The sequence below is a fragment of the Flavobacteriales bacterium genome (genome assembly GCA_016715895.1).
Taxonomy (GTDB): Bacteria; Bacteroidota; Bacteroidia; order Flavobacteriales_F; family PHOS-HE28; genus PHOS-HE28.
In genome coordinates this window covers 378934-395412 of record JADJXH010000003.1, presented here as the reverse complement: position 1 = coordinate 395412, position 16479 = coordinate 378934, and the positions used below count along the sequence as shown (strand labels likewise).

The window sequence follows — 16479 nt, the reverse complement described above, 5'->3', positions numbered from 1 at the left end:
GACGAACGCCCGGTCAGGAAAGCAACCGTTGGCGCAGGGCGAACTCAAGCTGGCGGTTGGCCTCCACCAGTTGCTGGGTGAACTGCTCGCGCTGTCGTTCCGCCTTGACCTCCGCGTGGGCCGCCATCACCAAGGCCTCCAACCGGCCCGGGTCCCACGGCTTGGCGATGTAGTTGGTGACCCCTCCGAGGTTCACCGCGTCGATCACGGCCTGGATGTCCGAATAGGCGGTCACCAGCATGCGCCGGACCTGGGGAAAGCGCTCACGCACCAGGGAGAGCAACTGGCTCCCCGTGGTGCCCGGCATCCGCTGATCGGTGATGATCACGTCCACCGGCCGGTTCGACAGGAACTGCCAGGCCTCCTCGAATCCGCTGGCCGTGAGCACCTCGAAGGAGCGGCGGAACGTGGCATGGAACGCCTGGCGGTTCCCCGCGTCGTCGTCCACGAACAGCACCACGGGCCGATCGGGATCGGTACCGAGGTTGAACACGCGTGTGGCCATGGAAGGTTCCGGAAATGGCTTCATCCGGCGTTCGCCTTTACGGAACGTAGGCCTGGGGGGTTACGCTGCCTTTGGAGCACCTGGTGTTCATAAGTTGTTAATAACCCATCATTGATTAGCTTTGGCCCGCCCAGTGAACTTGGACGCTCAGCGGGCGGACTCTTCAGGACCATGGACTTCGAACTTCACGTGCGGTCGCGCGGGGAGGGCGTGGATGCGCTCACCTGCGCCCCCCTGCTGTTCAGGCCGGCCGTGGAGGCCGACCGGGCCGACCTTGAAGTCCTGCTCGCCTCAGGCCGGGTGGAGCATGTGCACGACCGCCTCGTGGACCAGGTCAGGGAATTGGTCCGCATCCAGTCGCCGTCCCGTCGGTTCAGCGCACACGAGTTGGACCTGGCGGTGAAGGAACACCTGGCCGGCGCCCCGGCCGCGGACCATGGGGTCTGGGTCTTCTACCCATGGAACGGCCGGCTCGTGCACCTGCTCGACGAGGCCGACTTCGCCCGCGTCCGAACGGACCGGAACCGCAACAAGATCACGGAGGAGGAGCAGGCGGTCCTCTACACCAAACGCATCGGCGTCATCGGGCTGAGCGTGGGCCAAAGCGTGAGCCTGGCACTCGCGCTGGAACGCAGCTTCGGGGAATTGCGGATCGCCGACCATGACACCCTTGACCTGAGCAACCTGAACCGCCTGCGCAGCGGTGTCCACAACCTGGGGCTGCCGAAGACCGTGAACGTGGCCCGCGAGATCGCCGAGATCGACCCCTTCCTGAAGGTGACCTGCTACCACGAAGGCATCACGCGCGACAACATCGACCGGTTCCTGACGGAGGGCGGCACGCTGGATGTGCTCGTCGAGGAGTGCGACAGCGTGGACATCAAGATCCTGGCGCGACAGCGGGCGAAGGCCCATCGCATCCCGGTGGTGATGGACACCAGCGACCGGGGCATGCTGGACGTGGAGCGCTTCGACCTGGAGCCCGACCGGCCGCTGCTTCACGGGCTCATCGACCACCTCGATCCGGACGCTGCGGCCATGGCCCGGACGGCCGAGGACAAGCTGCCTTTTGTGGCGCCGATGGCCGGTCTGGAGACCTTGAGCAAGCGGATGAAAGCCAGCATGATCGAGGTGGGCCACGGCCTGGTCAGCTGGCCGCAGCTGGCTTCCTCGGTCTTCCTCGGTGGCGCACTGGCCTGCGATGCGGTGCGCCGCATCCTGTTGGGGCAGCTGACCGGGAGCGGACGCTTCCACATCGACCCGGAGACCCTCATCCCGGGTGCCGATGGACCGGCGACCCAGGTGGTCGCCAGCGTTCCTCCTCCACCGCTCACCGAACAGGTGATGCGCGATGCGCTGCCCGATGCGTATCGGAGCGGGATGCCTGCGTACCCGCTGGATGAGCCCACCACCAGGCTGCTCGTGGAGGCCGGAGCATGGGCCCCCTCGGGAGGCAACGACCAGCCCTGGCGATTCCTGCTTGAGACCGGGCGGCTGTTCCTGTTCCACGATGCGGCCCGATCCCACAGCGCCGCCGACCCCGCTGCGGTGGTCCCCATGCTCTCCTTGGGCGGCTGTATGGAGAACATCCTGGTAAGGGCGGCCGGCGAGGGGATCGCGCTCACCTACCGGCTGCTTGACCGCACGGATGAGCCCCGGCTCGTGGCCGTCTTCGAGGGCGCGGGCACCATGGACCCCGATCGGGATGGCCTGTCACGCTGGTTGTTCGAGCGCTGTACGAACCGGCGCAAAGGCGATGGCAGCCCCCTGGAGGATGCGACGAAGGCAGCCCTGCTGCACGCAGCGCAGGAGGTACCCGGGGCCATGGCCCATCTGGCGGAGGGCGCGGGACCGCTCGACCGGGTCGCGGAGCTTTGCGGTGCCACTGAACGCCTGCGATTCCTGAACGCCACCTGCCACCACGAGCTGTTCACCAAGGAGGTGCGATGGACCGCGGAGGAGGCCCGACGGACGAGGGACGGCCTGGACCTGGCCACCTTCGAGATGGGGGCGGCCGAGGTGTTGGGCATGCAGGTGGCTTCCGACCCCGAGGCGATCGCCCTGGTGCGGCAATGGAAGGCCGGACGCGCCTTCGCCGACCTCTCCGGGCCGGCCATCCGGTCCAGTTCCGCCGTGCTGTGCATCAGCGTGCCCCGGATGGACCGCGAGCATGTGCTTCTGGCCGGGCGCGCCATGGAGCGGGTCTGGCTGCGGGCCACCGCGCTGGGCCTGGCCGTGCACCCGGTCTCCGCGCCCATCCTGTTGGGCCTGATGGCGGGATCGCCGGTGTTCGACGACTCCGAGCGCGGGCAGATCGAGCACTGCGCCGCCGGCATCCGTGAACTGTTCGCCACGCGCGACCGCAGCCCCGCCTTCCTTCTTCGGATCTTCCGCGCCCCCGCCCCCTCCGAACGGAGCCTGCGGCTCCCGTTCGAGATGCTCTGGTCGAACGCCCAAGCCACGGTCACCCCATGAACGATCAGCTGGACCTCATCGCCTACAGCGCGCCGGACCGTCCCGACCTGAACGACGAGTTCATTCGTCAGCACGAGCTCGTGCTCACCGAAGTGGGCATTCCCCTGGTGATCAAGAGCGATACGCGATGGACCCGCGACCCGCAGTGCTATGTGATCGTGGCCGTTCATCCCACGCTCGGCATGGTGGGGGGGATCCGCCTGCAGATGGACCATGGTGAGGAGGGCCGCCTTCCCATGATGGCGGCCATCGCAGGTCGCGAACCGCGCATCGTGACGGTGCTGGAGCGCCTTCGGGCCGAAGGCAACGGTGAGGTGTGCGGCCTTTGGAGCGCGAGCCGGTACGCCAACAAAGGGGTGACCGTACTTCTGAGCAAGGCGGTGACGGCCATCGCGCCCCAGGTGGGCGCGCGCAGGATGGTGTGTTTCGTGGGCAACCATACCCGCCGGCATCCCGAGCGCAACGGGTTCATCGCGATGGCCGAGGTCGGTGAGCTCGGGGAGTTCGACTACCCCACGCCCGAGTTCAGATCCATCGCGATGCTGAACCCCGACACGATCCTGCTCCCGTGCACGACCATGGATCAGCGCCAATCGATCTTCAGCCTGCGGCTTCGTCCGGACCAGGTCCGTGTGGAGAACCCCGGTCGCACGACCATCCAGGTGCACTATCAGCTCATCCTCACGAAGGGCCTGTTCGACCTCGTGGCCTATGAGCGGATCCTTGAGGAGCGCCTTCGTCATTCGGCGTGAGCCCTGGCAACCCTGACGGCAGCATTGCCGTAGGAGCGCCGGATGAAGACCCTTCTGGCGTTCCTGTTGCTCCCCTGCATGGTGACGGGTGCGGACGGGACGGACTCATGGCCGCTCCGCGAAGGCCTGCTGGGCGAGCACCTGGGCGAGCGGCTGGAAGTGTTCCACGACAGCACGCGCGCACTTTCCGTGCAAGACGTGCTCGCCCGAGGCACGTTCAACCCGCTCGGAACCCCGGTCCCCAACCTGGGCCTCACCGGTGATGCGGTATGGCTCCGCACCCGGGTCCGGAACAGCACGGAGCTGGAGCGCTTCCACCTGTGCATCGACTATGCGGACCTCGACCGTGTCTCGGTCTTCGTGGTGTATGACGGCGTGCCCGTCCCGGCCGGGTCGAAGGGCCAATCGGTGCCGTTGCTCGAACGCTCCGGCCATGATCCCGAGTTCGTGTTCCCGGTCCGCATCGCCCCGGGCTCGGAGGCCGTGCTTCTGATCCGGCTGGAGAGCACCAAGCAGATCCAGCTTCCGGTGCTCCTCCGCAGCGCGGATGAGCTTATCGCCGTTCGCTCCGGCCGCAACCTCACGATCGGCATCTACGCCGGAGTGATGCTCGTGCTGGCGTTGTACAACCTGTTCCTGCTTTTGTCCATCCGCGACCGGAGCTATCTCTTCTACGTGCTGTATCTGGTGGCCGTGCTCGCCACCCAGCTCGCCTTCCTCGGCGTGGGCCCCTTCTACCTCTGGGCCGGCAACACCTGGTGGTCCTCGAACAGCACCCTCATCCTGACATTGGTCACCGCGACACTGGGCATGGAGTTCGCGCGTAACTTCATTGACACCCGTCGCTTCGCGCCCGGCCTGCACCGCATCAGTGTGGTGTTCTACCTGGTCTTCGCCCTGTGCATCGCGGCTCAGCAGTCCGGACTGCCACGCGTCGCCTACCAGGCCGCCCAGGCGCTCTCCGGGCTGTCGGCCATCTTCACCCTCAGCATGGCGGTGGTGGCCCTTCGCCGCGGGTCCCGCCAGGCGTTCTTCTTCCTGCTGGCCTGGGCGGTCTTCCTCTCGGCCGTGGTGGTCTTCGTCCTGAAGGACGTGGGCATCCTGCCCTACAACGAGCTCACCATCCATGCCATGCCCGTGGGTTCGGCCATCGAGGGCGTGCTGCTCTCGTTCGGTCTCGCCGACCGCATCAACATCCTCCGGCGCGAGAAGGAGCGGAGCCAGGCCGAGGCCTTGTCCATGGCCCAGGAGAACGAGCGCATCATCCGCGAACAGAACGTGATGCTGGAGTCCAAGGTGCAGGAGCGCACCAAGGCGCTGCAGGAGAGCAACGACCACTTGAAGCGCACGCAGAGCCAGCTGGTGAACGCCGAGAAGATGGCCTCCCTGGGTCAGCTCACGGCCGGCATCGCGCACGAGATCAACAACCCGGTGAACTTCATCACCAGCAACATCCCGCCCCTGCGCCGTGACCTGGCGGACGTACTTGAGGTGCTGAACCGGTACCGCACGCTCGAGCCGGACCAGGCCGCATCGACCCTGGCCGCCCTTCGGGAACGCGAAGCCGAACTGGACATCGATGGTTCCATCCACGAACTGGGGGACATCCTGCGCAGCATCGAGGAAGGCGCCGGGCGGACGGCGGAGATCGTGCGCGGGCTGCGCAACTTCAGCAGGCTCGATGAGGACGACCTCAAGCTGGCCGACCTCAACGAAGGGCTGCAGAGCACCCTGACGGTGCTGGCCAACCAGCTGAAGGACCACGCCGATCTGCACCTGGAGCTCGGCGAACTGCCCGCGGTGGAGTGCCATCCCGGCAAGCTGAACCAGGTGTTCATGAACATCCTGAACAATGCCATCCAGGCGATCGCGTCCCGGAAGGACCTTCAGCGCGGCACCATCACCGTGCGCTCAGCCGTCGTCGGGGATGCGGTGCGCATCTCCATTGCGGATGACGGTCCGGGCATGACCGAGACCGTGATGGCCAAGATCTTCGAGCCTTTCTTCACCACCAAGGAGGTGGGCGAAGGCACGGGGCTCGGCCTGTCGATCGCGTACAGCATCGTGGAGAAGCACGGTGGACGCATCACCGTGGAAAGCCTGCCCGGCGCGGGGGCCACCTTCCATGTCACCCTGCCCAAGCGCCAACAGCGCGCACACCAAGAGCAGCAGCAGCAACGCGCCTGAAGCCATGAACAAGGAACGCATCAAGGTCCTCTATCTGGACGACGAGGAAGGCAACCTGATCGCCTTCCGGGCCAACTTCCGTCGTGACCTGGAGGTCTTCACCGCCTCCACCGCCGAGCAGGCGTTGGAGATCCTGGAACGCACCCCGATCCCGGTGGTGATCAGCGACCAGCGGATGCCCCAGGTGACGGGTGTGGACTTCCTCGCCCAGGTGAAGCAACGGCATCCGGACACCATCCGGATGCTGCTCACCGGCTACGCCGACATCCAGGCGGTGATCGATGCGGTGAACAAGGGCCGCATCTATGCATACGTCACAAAGCCCTGGGACGCCAGCGATCTGCTGCTGCGCATCCAGCAGGCCCACGAGGTCTTCCGCCTGCGCGTGGACCGCGAGCGTCTGCTCCGCCGGTACGAGCAGGTCTTCGCCACCTCGGGCGACCCGATCGTGATCCTGGACGAGACCGGGCGCATCCACGATGCCAATCCAAGCGCGCAGCGCCTGGTGGGCCTGGACCGTGACGCGCTGCTGGACCGCAGCTTCCAGGACCTGCTCACCGACCCGGCCGCTCTGCGCCAGGCGCTGAGCGGCCGCCTCCGGGGGCGGTCGTTCCATAACGTTGACCTCACCCTTCGGAACAGCAACGGCGATCCCATCGACGGGCTGCTCACCGTGAGCTACCTGGGCAAGTCGGACGATGGCCACCGGAGTTTCCAGGTGATCATCAAGGACATCACCGACCGGCGGGCGGAGGAACAGCGTCTGCGCAAGCTCAACAGCGACCTGGACCGCCGCGTGGCCGTGCGCACGCGCCAGCTGCTGGAGGCCTTGGAGGACCTGGGCGCCTTCTCCTACACCGTGGCGCACGACCTGCGCAGCCCGTTGAAGAACGTGCTGGCCCTTTGCCAGCTGCTGCAGGAACACCAGCCGCCCACCGACATCGACGGGCGTGAGCTGAGCAGCCGCATCCAGCGCGGCGCGGGCCGCATGCTCGAACTGGTCGATGACCTCCTCCGCTTCTCCCAGACCAACAACCGCGACCTCCAGCGTTCAGACATCCGACTGCGCGATCTGGTCCAGGAGGTGATGGACGAACTGCCGCCTGCGCCCCATGCCCCGCTCCTGGTGAACAAGGTGCCGCCGGACACCCTGCTCCATGCCGATGCCGCCATGCTGAAGGTGGTGCTCGTCAACCTGATGTCCAACGCCGTGAAGTTCACCCGCCAGGTGGAGGCCCCCCGCATCGAGGTGCGGATGGACACGGATGACACCGGGGAGGTGCTGCGCGTGCGCGACAACGGGGTGGGGTTCGACAGCACCGGCGCCAAGGCCGTGTTCGGCGCCTTCAAGCGGATGCATCGCGCCGACCAGTTCGAAGGCAGCGGCATCGGGCTGGCCATCGTGCAACGCATCGTGAACAAGCACGGCGGCGAGGTGTGGGCCGAGAGCACCGTGGGCAAGGGCACCACCATCAGCCTGCGCATGAACGCCGGGGTCGCCGACCGCGCCGCCCTGCCGTTCGCCTCCTGAAGCCCCGCGCGTAACCCTTCCGTCCGTCCCCGCGTAGGAACAACACCTTCAGTGCCCGCGACCAGGACGACCACCCACGTGAACCCTTGCCCCATGAAGAAGTTGATGACCCTTCCCCTGCTCGTGCTGCTCACCCTTCCTGCCGTGCACGCCCAGAAACGCAAACTCGTTGATCGTCGAGACCAGGCCGAAGGCTGGTACGTGCCCGTGCGGGGCGAGGTGCTCGCTGACGGCAAGCAGGTCCAGGACTACCAGGTTGAACTGTGGAAGGGAGACGAGAAACTGGGGCAGGTGGCCGTGGACAAGAAGGGAGGCTTCTCCCTGGACCTGGACATCGACCAGAGCTTCCTGGTGCGCGTCACCAAGGACGGCTTCGAGGACAAGCTCGTGCTGATCGACACCAGCCTCCCCCCCGACCTGGTCACATACCCGGACTATGTCTGTTACGTGAACCTGATCCCCCGTGGCAAGACCGCCGGCGTCGACCCGTTCTATGCCGACTTTCCGAGCGCCATCGTGCGCTGGAACGCCGAGATGGGCGGCTTCTACCACAGCGAACACTATCTGGAGCACATCCAGACCAAGGTGGCCGGGCACGCGCAGGCCTCCTTCTGACAAGCATGTTGCCCGCCCGGCCACAACCACCACCAACCGGCCGGCAGGAACACGAAAGGCGGGCCCGTAAGCCCGCCTTCTTCGTTCCCAGCACCTCAGTGCTGATCGTAGTCGATCACCACACGCGCGCTGCGGGGATGGGTCTGGCAAGTGAGCACATAGCCCTGTGCCACCTCCTCGTCGGTGAGCGCGTAGTTCATGTCCATCTCCACCTGGCCTTCGAGCACGCGCGCCTTGCAGGTACAGCACACGGCGCCCTTGCACGCGTACGGAACATCCATTCCGGCATCGATGGCCGCGTCGAGCACGGGATCGCCCTTGGCGGTCATGTGTAGCACCTGCTCGCGGCCATCCAGCCGCACCACCACTTCGGCCTCGCCCGTGAACGCAGCCGTGGTGGCATGGGCCACCTCACGCTTCGCCTCGGTGGTCACCGGGCTGGTGAACAGTTCGATGTGAACGCGCTTCTTCTCCACCCCGGCGGCCTCCAGGGCCTCGCTCACGTTCACCATCATCTGCTCGGGGCCACAGATGAAGAACTCCTTGTCCAGCGCGTCCGTGACGAACCGGGCCAGCAGCTGCCGGGCCTTCTCCGCGGTGATCCGGCCATTGAAGAGGACATCCTGCTCCCGGCCTTTACTGAGGATGTGGTGCACCGCGAGCCGGTCACCGAACTGGGCTTGAAGCTCGGACAGCCTGCCACGGAACATGATCCGGTCCGTGTCCGTGTTGCCATAGAAAAGCGTGAACCGGCTGTTGGGCTCGGTCCTCAGCACCGTCTTCAGGATGCTGAGGATGGGCGTGATGCCGCTGCCGGCCGCGAAGGCGACGAAGTGCCTGCTGCGCGCCGGATCAAGCGCCGCGGTGAAGTTGCCCATCGGTGCCATCACCTCCAGCGACATCCCCGCCTTGAGCTTCTCCACCAGCTGCGTGCTGGCCCGCCCGCCCCGGACACGCTTCACCGCGATGCGGAAGCCGTCCGCATCCAGCGGGCTGCTGCAGATGCTGTAGCTGCGGCGCAGCTCCTCGCCGTTGACGGTGAGCTTGAGCGTGACATACTGACCGTGGTTGAAGCGGAACTCGTCCCGCAGAGCGGGCGGCACAGTGAACCCGATCACGATGGCGTCAGGGGTCTCCTGCGTTACCTGCGATACGGTCAAGGGATGGAAGCGGGCCATGGAAGGATTGCCGTTCGGCGGGCGCGAAAATAGGGTCCAGGTGATCGCGCGCTCGTCCGCGCCCCCCTTCCACGCTCCGCCGACCATGAACCACCAGGCCCGCCATTCTGTTCACCGGATTGACCGGCATCAGCCCGAGCTGAGGCGCAGGGCCTAAATTCGCCGTTCGCAGATCCACCATGACCGACGTACAGAACCTTGAGGAACGCTTCCAGGCCAAGATCGACGCCGAACAGAAGATCGAGCCGAAGGACTGGATGCCTGAGAAGTACCGCAAGACCCTCATCCGCCAGATCAGCCAGCACGCGCACAGCGAGGTGGTGGGCATGCTGCCGGAGGGCAACTGGATCACCCGGGCCCCCAACCTGCGCCGCAAGGCCATTCTGCTCGCCAAGGTGCAGGACGAGGCCGGTCATGGTCTCTACCTCTACAGCGCCTGCGAGACCCTGGGCGTTTCCCGCGAGCAGACCATCGACGACCTGCTGAGCGGCAAGGCCAAGTACAGCAGCATCTTCAACTACCCCACCCTCACCTGGGCCGACATCGGTGCCATCGGCTGGTTGGTGGACGGTGCCGCCATCATGAACCAGGTGATGCTGTGCCGCACCAGCTACGGTCCTTACGCTCGGGCCATGGTGCGCATCTGCAAGGAGGAGAGCTTCCACCAGCGCCAGGGCTACGAGATCATTGCCGTGCTGGCCAAGGGTACCCCCGAGCAGAAGGAGATGGCCCAGGACGCCCTGAACCGGTGGTGGTGGCCCAGCCTGATGATGTTCGGCCCCACGGACGCCAACAGCCCGCACAGCGCCGAGAGCATGAAGTGGAAGATCAAGCGCCAGAGCAACGACGAGCTGCGCCAGACCTTCATCGACCGCACCGTGCAGCAGGCCGAAGTGATCGGCCTCACCATCCCCGACCCGAAGCTGAAGTGGAACGAGTCCACCCAGCACTACGACTGGGGCGAGATCGACTGGACCGAGTTCAACAACGTGGTGGCCGGCAACGGCCCCTGCAACAAGGAACGCCTGGCCGCCCGCAACAAGGCTCACGACGAAGGCGCCTGGGTGCGCGAGGCCGCGCTGGCCCACGCCGCCAAGAAGGCCAAGAAGAAACAAGCAGCATGAATCCGAGTGGCGAGTAGCGAGTGACGAGTGGCGAGTCTGCTTCCGCAGTGCCACTCGTTACTCTTCGCTCGCCACTCGCCACTCACCGGACACCATGAGCGACAACCCGAACAACTGGCCCCTTTGGGAGATCTTCATCCAGAGCAAGCGCGGCCTGGAGCACAAACACGTGGGCAGTTTGCACGCTGCCGACGCCCAGATGGCCATCGAGAACGCCCGCGACGTATATACGCGCCGCCAGGAAGGGCAGAGCATCTGGGTGGTGCCCGCCGGCGCCATCAGCAGCAGCCAGCCCGATGATGCGGCCATGCTCTTCGACCCCGCCGACGACAAGACCTACCGGCACCCCACCTTCTACACCATGCCCGAGGGGGCGAAATACATTTAGTGACTGGCGAATGGAAGTTGGTGAATAGCGCCTGAACGCTTTCCCATTCACCATTCGCCAACTCCCATTCACCATGAGCAACGCCCTCTTCACGTATAGCCTTCGCCTCGCGGACGACCTCCTCATCCTGAGCCACCGCTTGAGCGAGTGGTGCGGCCACGGCCCCGTGCTGGAGGAGGACATCGCCCTCACCAACCGGGCGCTGGACCACATTGGCGAAGCCCGCAACCTGTACACCTACGCCGGACAGGTGGAGGGCAAGGGACGTGACGAGGATGCCCTGGCCTACCTGCGCAACGAGCGGCAGTTCGTGAACACCAAGCTGGTGGAGCAGCCCAACGGCGACTACGCGCATACCATCGTGCGGAGCTTCCTGTTCGATGCCTACCACCTGCCGCTGGCCGAGGCGCTTACCAAGAGCACCGATGCCCAGCTGGCCGCCATCGCCGCCAAGGCCGTGAAGGAGGCCCAGTACCACGTGAAGCACAGCAGCGACTGGCTGATCCGCTTCGGCGACGGCACGGAGGAAAGCCACCGCCGTGCCCAGGAGGCCCTCGACAACCTGTGGACCTACAGCGGCGACCTCTTCGTGATGGACGAGGTTCACCAGCAACTGCTGAAGGCCGGCATCGCGCCCGACCTCGCCAAGATGAAGGCCGCCTTCGACGCCACCGTGGACAAGGTGCTGGCCGAGGCCACGCTGAAGCGCCCCGCCGACGGCTTCATGGCCACGGGCGGTCGCCAAGGCAAGCACAGCGAGCACCTCGGCTTCATCCTGGCCGAGATGCAATACCTGCAGCGGGCGTACCCGGGGGCGGAGTGGTAGGAAAGAACCGCAACGACGCAGCGAACGCAACGTTATCCGGTCGTTGGGTCGACGTAGCGTCCGTTGCGCCGTTGCGGTGAACACGTTCGAACCATGATCACCAAAGCCCGCATCCTCGAGCTCCTCGACTACGTGAAGGACCCGGAGATCCCGGCCATCAATGTGCTGGAGCTGGGTGTGGTGCGGCAGGTGGAGGTGGAGCCCGACGGGAAGGCCATCGTCACCATCACCCCTACGTACACCGGTTGTCCGGCCATGGACGTGATGGCGGCCGACATCAAGAAGGAACTACTGGAGGCGGGTGTGCCTTACGTGGAGGTGCGCATGAGCCTCTCCCCTGCCTGGACCACCGACTGGATCACCGAGACCGGCAAGCGCAAGCTGAAAGAGTATGGCATCGCGCCGCCCGAAAAGACCGCCGACATCCGCGCGCTCAAGGGCGAACGGCCCGTGGTGGCCTGTCCGCAATGCGGCTCCACCAACACCGTGATGCTCTCTGCTTTCGGCAGCACGGCCTGCAAGGCGCTGTGGAAGTGCAACGACTGCCTGGAGCCGTTCGATCAGTTCAAGTGTTTATGATGGCAATACGCCATGGGAAACAAACGTTTCCATGGCGCGTCATGACGCTTGAACCCTTTCTTCTTGTCGAAATTGCCCTTGTTGTCGCGTTGACAGGTTGCTCGACATCCGACCTCGCGGAAGGCGTCACCCAACGAACGGTGAGGAGTTTGAAGATCGGGATGTCTGTGGATAGTGTGATAAAGATCATCGGACTCCCGTTTTACGCCAGTTATGGTACAGGTGTCCATGAGGGAAGTTGCCAAGACCCAATACCTCTCCAGAAATTTGTTCCACCAGACGGCTCGTCAATTGTCGCTACTGTCGATGCTGCATTCTACTCAGCACGGTTCTGTTGCAATACTGAACGGGAACAGCGCACGCGCGGGTTCACACTCGAATACTCAAGAAAGCCGAACGGGCCTGGAAGCCATCCTATGCTCTGGGTCCACTTCGATGAGAATCACAGAATGCGCGCGGTTGACGCCAAGGTATACTGCAAGTACGGGCTGTGTTTCGATCACGTCACAGTGTACCACTTGAGTGCTGGCGACAGTCTTCGATCTACTCGAGCAGGGGGCGACCAACAGCTCTTTGAACGCTTCTTCCCGGATTAACGACCTTGCGTTTCTGGTCGTCTGATCGATCTGATCGACCGATCTTCGTCGCATGCCCTACACCAAGATCCTTTTCACCATCGATGAAGGCAGGTGAAGTGCCGTATCTTGCACACATGTCACAGCGCACGTACCGCGTTCTCTTGACACCTGAGCCTGAAGGCGGCTTCACCGTTTCGGTGCCGGCCTTGCCGGGCTGCATCACTTACGGGGAGTCCATCGATCACGCCTTGAGCATGGCCAAGGAAGCCATCGAGCTATACGTGGAAACGTTGGAGGCCGAAGGAGACCCTGTTCCGGACGACAGCAAGACCTTTGAGTACTCCCTCGTCCTGGCTTCGTGATGGCCAAGTCGCCCAGCATGACGGCGGCCGACCTGATCCGCCTGTTGAAGCAGCACGGCTACGAACACGTTCGATCCAAAGGGTCGCACCAGATCTTCAAGAACCGCACGACCGGCAAGATGACCGTGGTGCCATTGCACCGTGGTGACCTGCCCAAGGGAACCTTGCTCGCCATCCTTCGCCAAACCGGACTCGACAAGCTCGATCAATGAACTACACCAAGATCCACTACACCGTCGCCGAGGGCGTCGCCACCATCACCCTGAACCGTCCGGACAAGCTGAACAGCTTCGACCGGGAGATGGCGCTGGAGACCATCGCTGCCCTGGACGCCGCCAAGGACGATGCCAGCGTACGGGCCGTGCTGCTCACCGGCGAGGGGCGGGCCTTCTGCGCGGGTCAGGACCTGGCCGAGGCCATTGCGCCCGGCACCCGGATCGAGGACATCCTGACCACGCAATACAACCCGATCGTGCGGCGCCTGCGCACCCTGCCGAAGCCGGTGGTATGCGCGGTGAACGGTGTGGCGGCCGGTGCCGGGGCCAACATCGCCTACGCCTGCGACCTCACGCTGGCGGCCGAGAGCGCCAACTTCATCCAGAGCTTCATCAACATCGGCCTGATCCCCGACAGCGGCGGCACCTATACCCTGCCGCGCCTGGTGGGCATGCAGCGCGCCTTCGGGCAGATGATCCTGGCACCCAAGGTGAGCGCCAAGGAGGCCGAGGCACTGGGCATGATCTGGAAGGCCGTACCCGATGCCGAGTTGATGAACGAGGCCATCGCCCTCGCCAAGAAGCTGGCGACCATGCCCACCAAGGCCATCGCCCTCACCAAGGAAGCCATGAACCGCGCGCAGAACACCAGCCTCGACACCCAGCTGGACCACGAGAACGAGCTGCAGCGCATCGCCGGCCGCAGCCACGATTACAACGAGGGCGTGAAGGCCTTCCTGGAGAAGCGCAAGCCGGTGTACACGGGCGAATAGGCCGGCCGGCCCTTTCTGCTACCGCTTCGCCGCCTCCGCCTTGAACCGGTTGATGGCGTTCACGGCGAACTCCGAGAGGATCAGTCGACCGCTGGTGGCCGCACGTTCCGCCAGGAGCACATCCCAGTCCTCGGTTCCACGCCATAGCACCCGCTTGAGCTCGCGCATGGCATCCGGGCTGTAGGCGCCCAGCTCGCGGGCATGGGCGTCCACCGCCCCGTCCAGCTCCTCCACCGTGGCGAACACCGCCTGGTAGAGCCCATGCTGCCGGCACCATTCCGCATCGCGCCAGGCCGCCGGGGTGAAGCTCATGAAGCCGAACGCACCGGTGCCCACCTTCCGTTCCACGGCAGGCCCCACCACGAACGGACCGATGCCGATGGCCAGCTCGCTGAGGCGCGCGCTGGCGCTGCCGTGCGCATAGCTCACATCGCAGGCCGACGCCAGGCCCACCCCCCCGCCGACCGCCTTGCCGTGCACGCGGCCGATGACCAGACAGGGGGCGGTGCGGATGGCGTTGATCACCAGGGCGAAGCCGCTGAAGAAGGCCAGCCCCTTCCCGGGCGTGTCGATGGTGAGCAGCTCGTCGAAGCTGGCCCCGGCGCAGAAGGCCTTCTCGCCGTCGCTCCGCAGGACGATCACCCGTACGGCCGGATCGGCACCCATGCGGGTGATGGCATCGGCCAGCTCGCGCAGCACATGTCCGGGCAGGCTGTTGCTCTTGGGGTGATGGAAGGTGACGGTGGCGATGCCTTCCGCCACGGCGTGCTTGACGTAGCCGTCGTTCATGGGTCCGGGTTGATGCGGGGCGAAGTTCGGCAGGCGACGGCAACCCACCTCGGGACGGGTCCGTATGAACGGGTGGCCCGCACCTTCCGGGCGATACGCGTTTGGACCTGCGCCGACCCTCCACCACCCGCACCGTGCTCCTGGTGCTCTTCGCCACCCTGCTCACCGTGGGTGTGGCCCTGGTGGTGTGGTCGCATTCGACCACCCGACGCACGCTGCGGCATGAGGCCATGGCGCGCTTGAGCAGCATCACCGGCACGCTGGCCACGGCGATCGAAGGCGGACGCGTGACCCGCCTGATGGAGAAATACGATTCGCGGGGCATGCTGCTGCATAACACCCAGGACCCCTGGTACTATGTGCTGCACGAGAACCTGCGCAAGCCGGCGGAGGCGAACCGGCTGAGCATGCCGCTGCGTCTGGTGGCCTACGACGATCGGAAACACGAACTCCAGGTGGTGGTGACCAGCTCGGCGACACCCGCCCTTCGTGAACCGTACACCGGTCCGGACCAGGCCGCGATCATCGCCGCCATCACCGAAGGGCGCATCGACCCGGGCCGGGCGGTCGACGACCATCATGTCGCGGCGTTCGACGCCGTGCGGAACGCACGCGGGAAGGTGGTGGCCGCCCTGGTGGCCGAACTGCCCACCGCGGAACTGGACGCCCTGGCCCTGGGGCGCCTATGGCGCCACATCGGCCTGCTGGTGCTGGCCCTGGTCCTTGTCGGCGGATTCCTCATGCGCTTCGTGGGCGGGTTGGTCCGTCGCGAGGAGGAGGCCCGCAGCGCCCTTCAGCAGCGACACGACGGGGTGACCGACAGCATCGCCTACGCCGGCAAGATCCAGTCGGCGCTGATCCCCCGGCCCGAGCGCTACGGCGAGCTTTTCGACGACCACTTCGTGCTCAACCGCCCCAAGGATGTGGTGAGCGGCGATTTCCACTGGGTGCACCGCCTCAGCGAGCACGTGCGGCTGGTGGCCCAGGCCGACTGCACCGGGCACGGCCTTCCCGGCGCCATGATGGCCGCCATCGGCTGTTCACTGCTCAACGAGCTGGTGATGCAGCACCCGGACAAGGACCCGGCGGAGCTGCTGGCCCTCCTCAACCAGCGCATGGTGCATGCGCTGAACCAGCGCGGGGAGCGGCTCGGGGCCGGTGATGGCATGGACATCGCGCTTTGCCGGGTGGACCGCGCACAGCGCGAGATCCTCTTTGCCGGCGCCTTCCGTCCGCTGTATTGGATGCACGACGGCCAGCTCACCGTGATCAACGGCGACCGGCGGCCGATCGGTGGCAACCAGCATGAACCCGACAGGCGGTTCACCGTGCACCGCCTGGCCTACCACGCGGGCGACCGCATCTACCTGTTCAGCGACGGCTATGTGGACCAGTTCGGCGGGCCGGATGGGCGCAAGCTCATGGCCACCCGCTTCAGCGCCATCCTCGAGCAGCACCAGCACCTGCCGATGGCCCTGCAGGCCGAGGAGCTGGAACGCGCGTTCGACGCGTGGAAGGGGTCGCACGAGCAGATGGACGATGTGTGCGTGCTCGGCCTTGCCGTCTAGCGCGCCTTCCGTTCCGAAAGGGCCGTCTATCTTT

At 65.5% G+C, this 16479-nt stretch carries 16 protein-coding genes; 13 read left to right on the top strand and 3 right to left on the bottom strand.

Annotated features, from left to right (window positions below):
• Positions 1-13: 13 nt before the first annotated feature.
• Positions 14-505 (bottom strand): response regulator, encoded by a 492-nt coding sequence (locus IPM49_01935; protein ID MBK9273285.1) that lies wholly within the window; start codon positions 503-505, stop codon positions 14-16.
• A gap of 171 nt (positions 506-676) precedes the next feature.
• Between IPM49_01935 and IPM49_01930 the strand changes: the two genes are divergently transcribed.
• The 5 genes from IPM49_01930 (at position 677) to IPM49_01910 (ending at position 8065) form a co-directional block, all read left to right on the top strand.
• A complete protein-coding gene (locus IPM49_01930) occupies positions 677-2980 on the top strand; it encodes an Rv1355c family protein (protein MBK9273284.1) in 2304 nt (767 codons plus the stop codon).
• Positions 2977-3732, top strand: coding sequence for a hypothetical protein (locus IPM49_01925; GenBank protein ID MBK9273283.1), 756 nt, complete (start codon positions 2977-2979; stop codon positions 3730-3732). Before IPM49_01930 ends, IPM49_01925 begins: the two co-directional genes overlap by 4 nt.
• 42 nt (positions 3733-3774) lie before the next feature.
• Positions 3775-5919, top strand: a complete 2145-nt coding sequence (locus IPM49_01920) for a GHKL domain-containing protein (GenBank protein MBK9273282.1) — start codon at positions 3775-3777, stop codon at positions 5917-5919.
• A complete protein-coding gene (locus IPM49_01915) occupies positions 5858-7450 on the top strand; it encodes a PAS domain S-box protein (GenBank protein MBK9273281.1) in 1593 nt (530 codons plus the stop codon). Before IPM49_01920 ends, IPM49_01915 begins: the two co-directional genes overlap by 62 nt.
• A 93-nt stretch (positions 7451-7543) precedes the next feature.
• Entirely contained in the window at positions 7544-8065 is a 522-nt protein-coding gene (locus IPM49_01910) for a hypothetical protein (protein ID MBK9273280.1), read from the top strand.
• A 95-nt stretch (positions 8066-8160) separates the two neighbouring features.
• On the opposite strand, the gene paaK is transcribed toward IPM49_01910, so the two are convergent.
• Entirely contained in the window at positions 8161-9243 is a 1083-nt protein-coding gene (gene paaK / locus IPM49_01905) for a phenylacetate-CoA oxygenase/reductase subunit PaaK (GenBank protein ID MBK9273279.1), read from the bottom strand.
• 179 nt (positions 9244-9422) lie between these two features.
• Between paaK and paaA the strand changes: the two genes are divergently transcribed.
• The 7 genes from paaA to IPM49_01870 all read left to right on the top strand — a co-directional run bounded on the left by paaA (position 9423) and on the right by IPM49_01870 (position 14088).
• Positions 9423-10367 carry a 1,2-phenylacetyl-CoA epoxidase subunit A gene (gene paaA, locus IPM49_01900; GenBank protein ID MBK9273278.1) on the top strand — a complete coding sequence of 315 codons (945 nt, stop codon included), beginning with the start codon at positions 9423-9425 and terminating at the stop codon, positions 10365-10367.
• Positions 10368-10461: 94 nt separating this feature from the next.
• Positions 10462-10755, top strand: a complete 294-nt coding sequence (gene paaB, locus IPM49_01895; GenBank protein MBK9273277.1) for a 1,2-phenylacetyl-CoA epoxidase subunit B — start codon at positions 10462-10464, stop codon at positions 10753-10755.
• Between the two features lie 73 nt (positions 10756-10828).
• Complete coding sequence (paaC, locus tag IPM49_01890) at positions 10829-11581, top strand: phenylacetate-CoA oxygenase subunit PaaC (protein MBK9273276.1); 753 nt, start codon at positions 10829-10831, stop codon at positions 11579-11581.
• A gap of 93 nt (positions 11582-11674) precedes the next feature.
• Positions 11675-12160, top strand: a complete 486-nt coding sequence (gene paaJ / locus IPM49_01885) for a phenylacetate-CoA oxygenase subunit PaaJ (GenBank protein ID MBK9273275.1) — start codon at positions 11675-11677, stop codon at positions 12158-12160.
• Positions 12161-12872: 712 nt separating this feature from the next.
• Positions 12873-13100 (top strand): type II toxin-antitoxin system HicB family antitoxin, encoded by a 228-nt coding sequence (locus IPM49_01880; protein MBK9273274.1) that lies wholly within the window; start codon positions 12873-12875, stop codon positions 13098-13100.
• Positions 13101-13117: 17 nt separating this feature from the next.
• Complete coding sequence (locus IPM49_01875; protein MBK9273273.1) at positions 13118-13312, top strand: type II toxin-antitoxin system HicA family toxin; 195 nt, start codon at positions 13118-13120, stop codon at positions 13310-13312.
• Positions 13309-14088, top strand: a complete 780-nt coding sequence (locus IPM49_01870; GenBank protein ID MBK9273272.1) for a 2-(1,2-epoxy-1,2-dihydrophenyl)acetyl-CoA isomerase — start codon at positions 13309-13311, stop codon at positions 14086-14088. Before IPM49_01875 ends, IPM49_01870 begins: the two co-directional genes overlap by 4 nt.
• An 18-nt stretch (positions 14089-14106) precedes the next feature.
• On the opposite strand, the gene IPM49_01865 is transcribed toward IPM49_01870, so the two are convergent.
• Positions 14107-14877, bottom strand: coding sequence for an enoyl-CoA hydratase/isomerase family protein (locus IPM49_01865; GenBank protein MBK9273271.1), 771 nt, complete (start codon positions 14875-14877; stop codon positions 14107-14109).
• 134 nt (positions 14878-15011) lie between these two features.
• On the opposite strand from IPM49_01865, the gene IPM49_01860 reads away from it, so the two are divergent.
• The gene (locus IPM49_01860) at positions 15012-16445 is read left to right on the top strand and encodes a serine/threonine-protein phosphatase (protein MBK9273270.1); all 1434 of its coding nucleotides are present in this window, start codon (positions 15012-15014) and stop codon (positions 16443-16445) included.
• Positions 16446-16479: the final 34 nt, after the last annotated feature.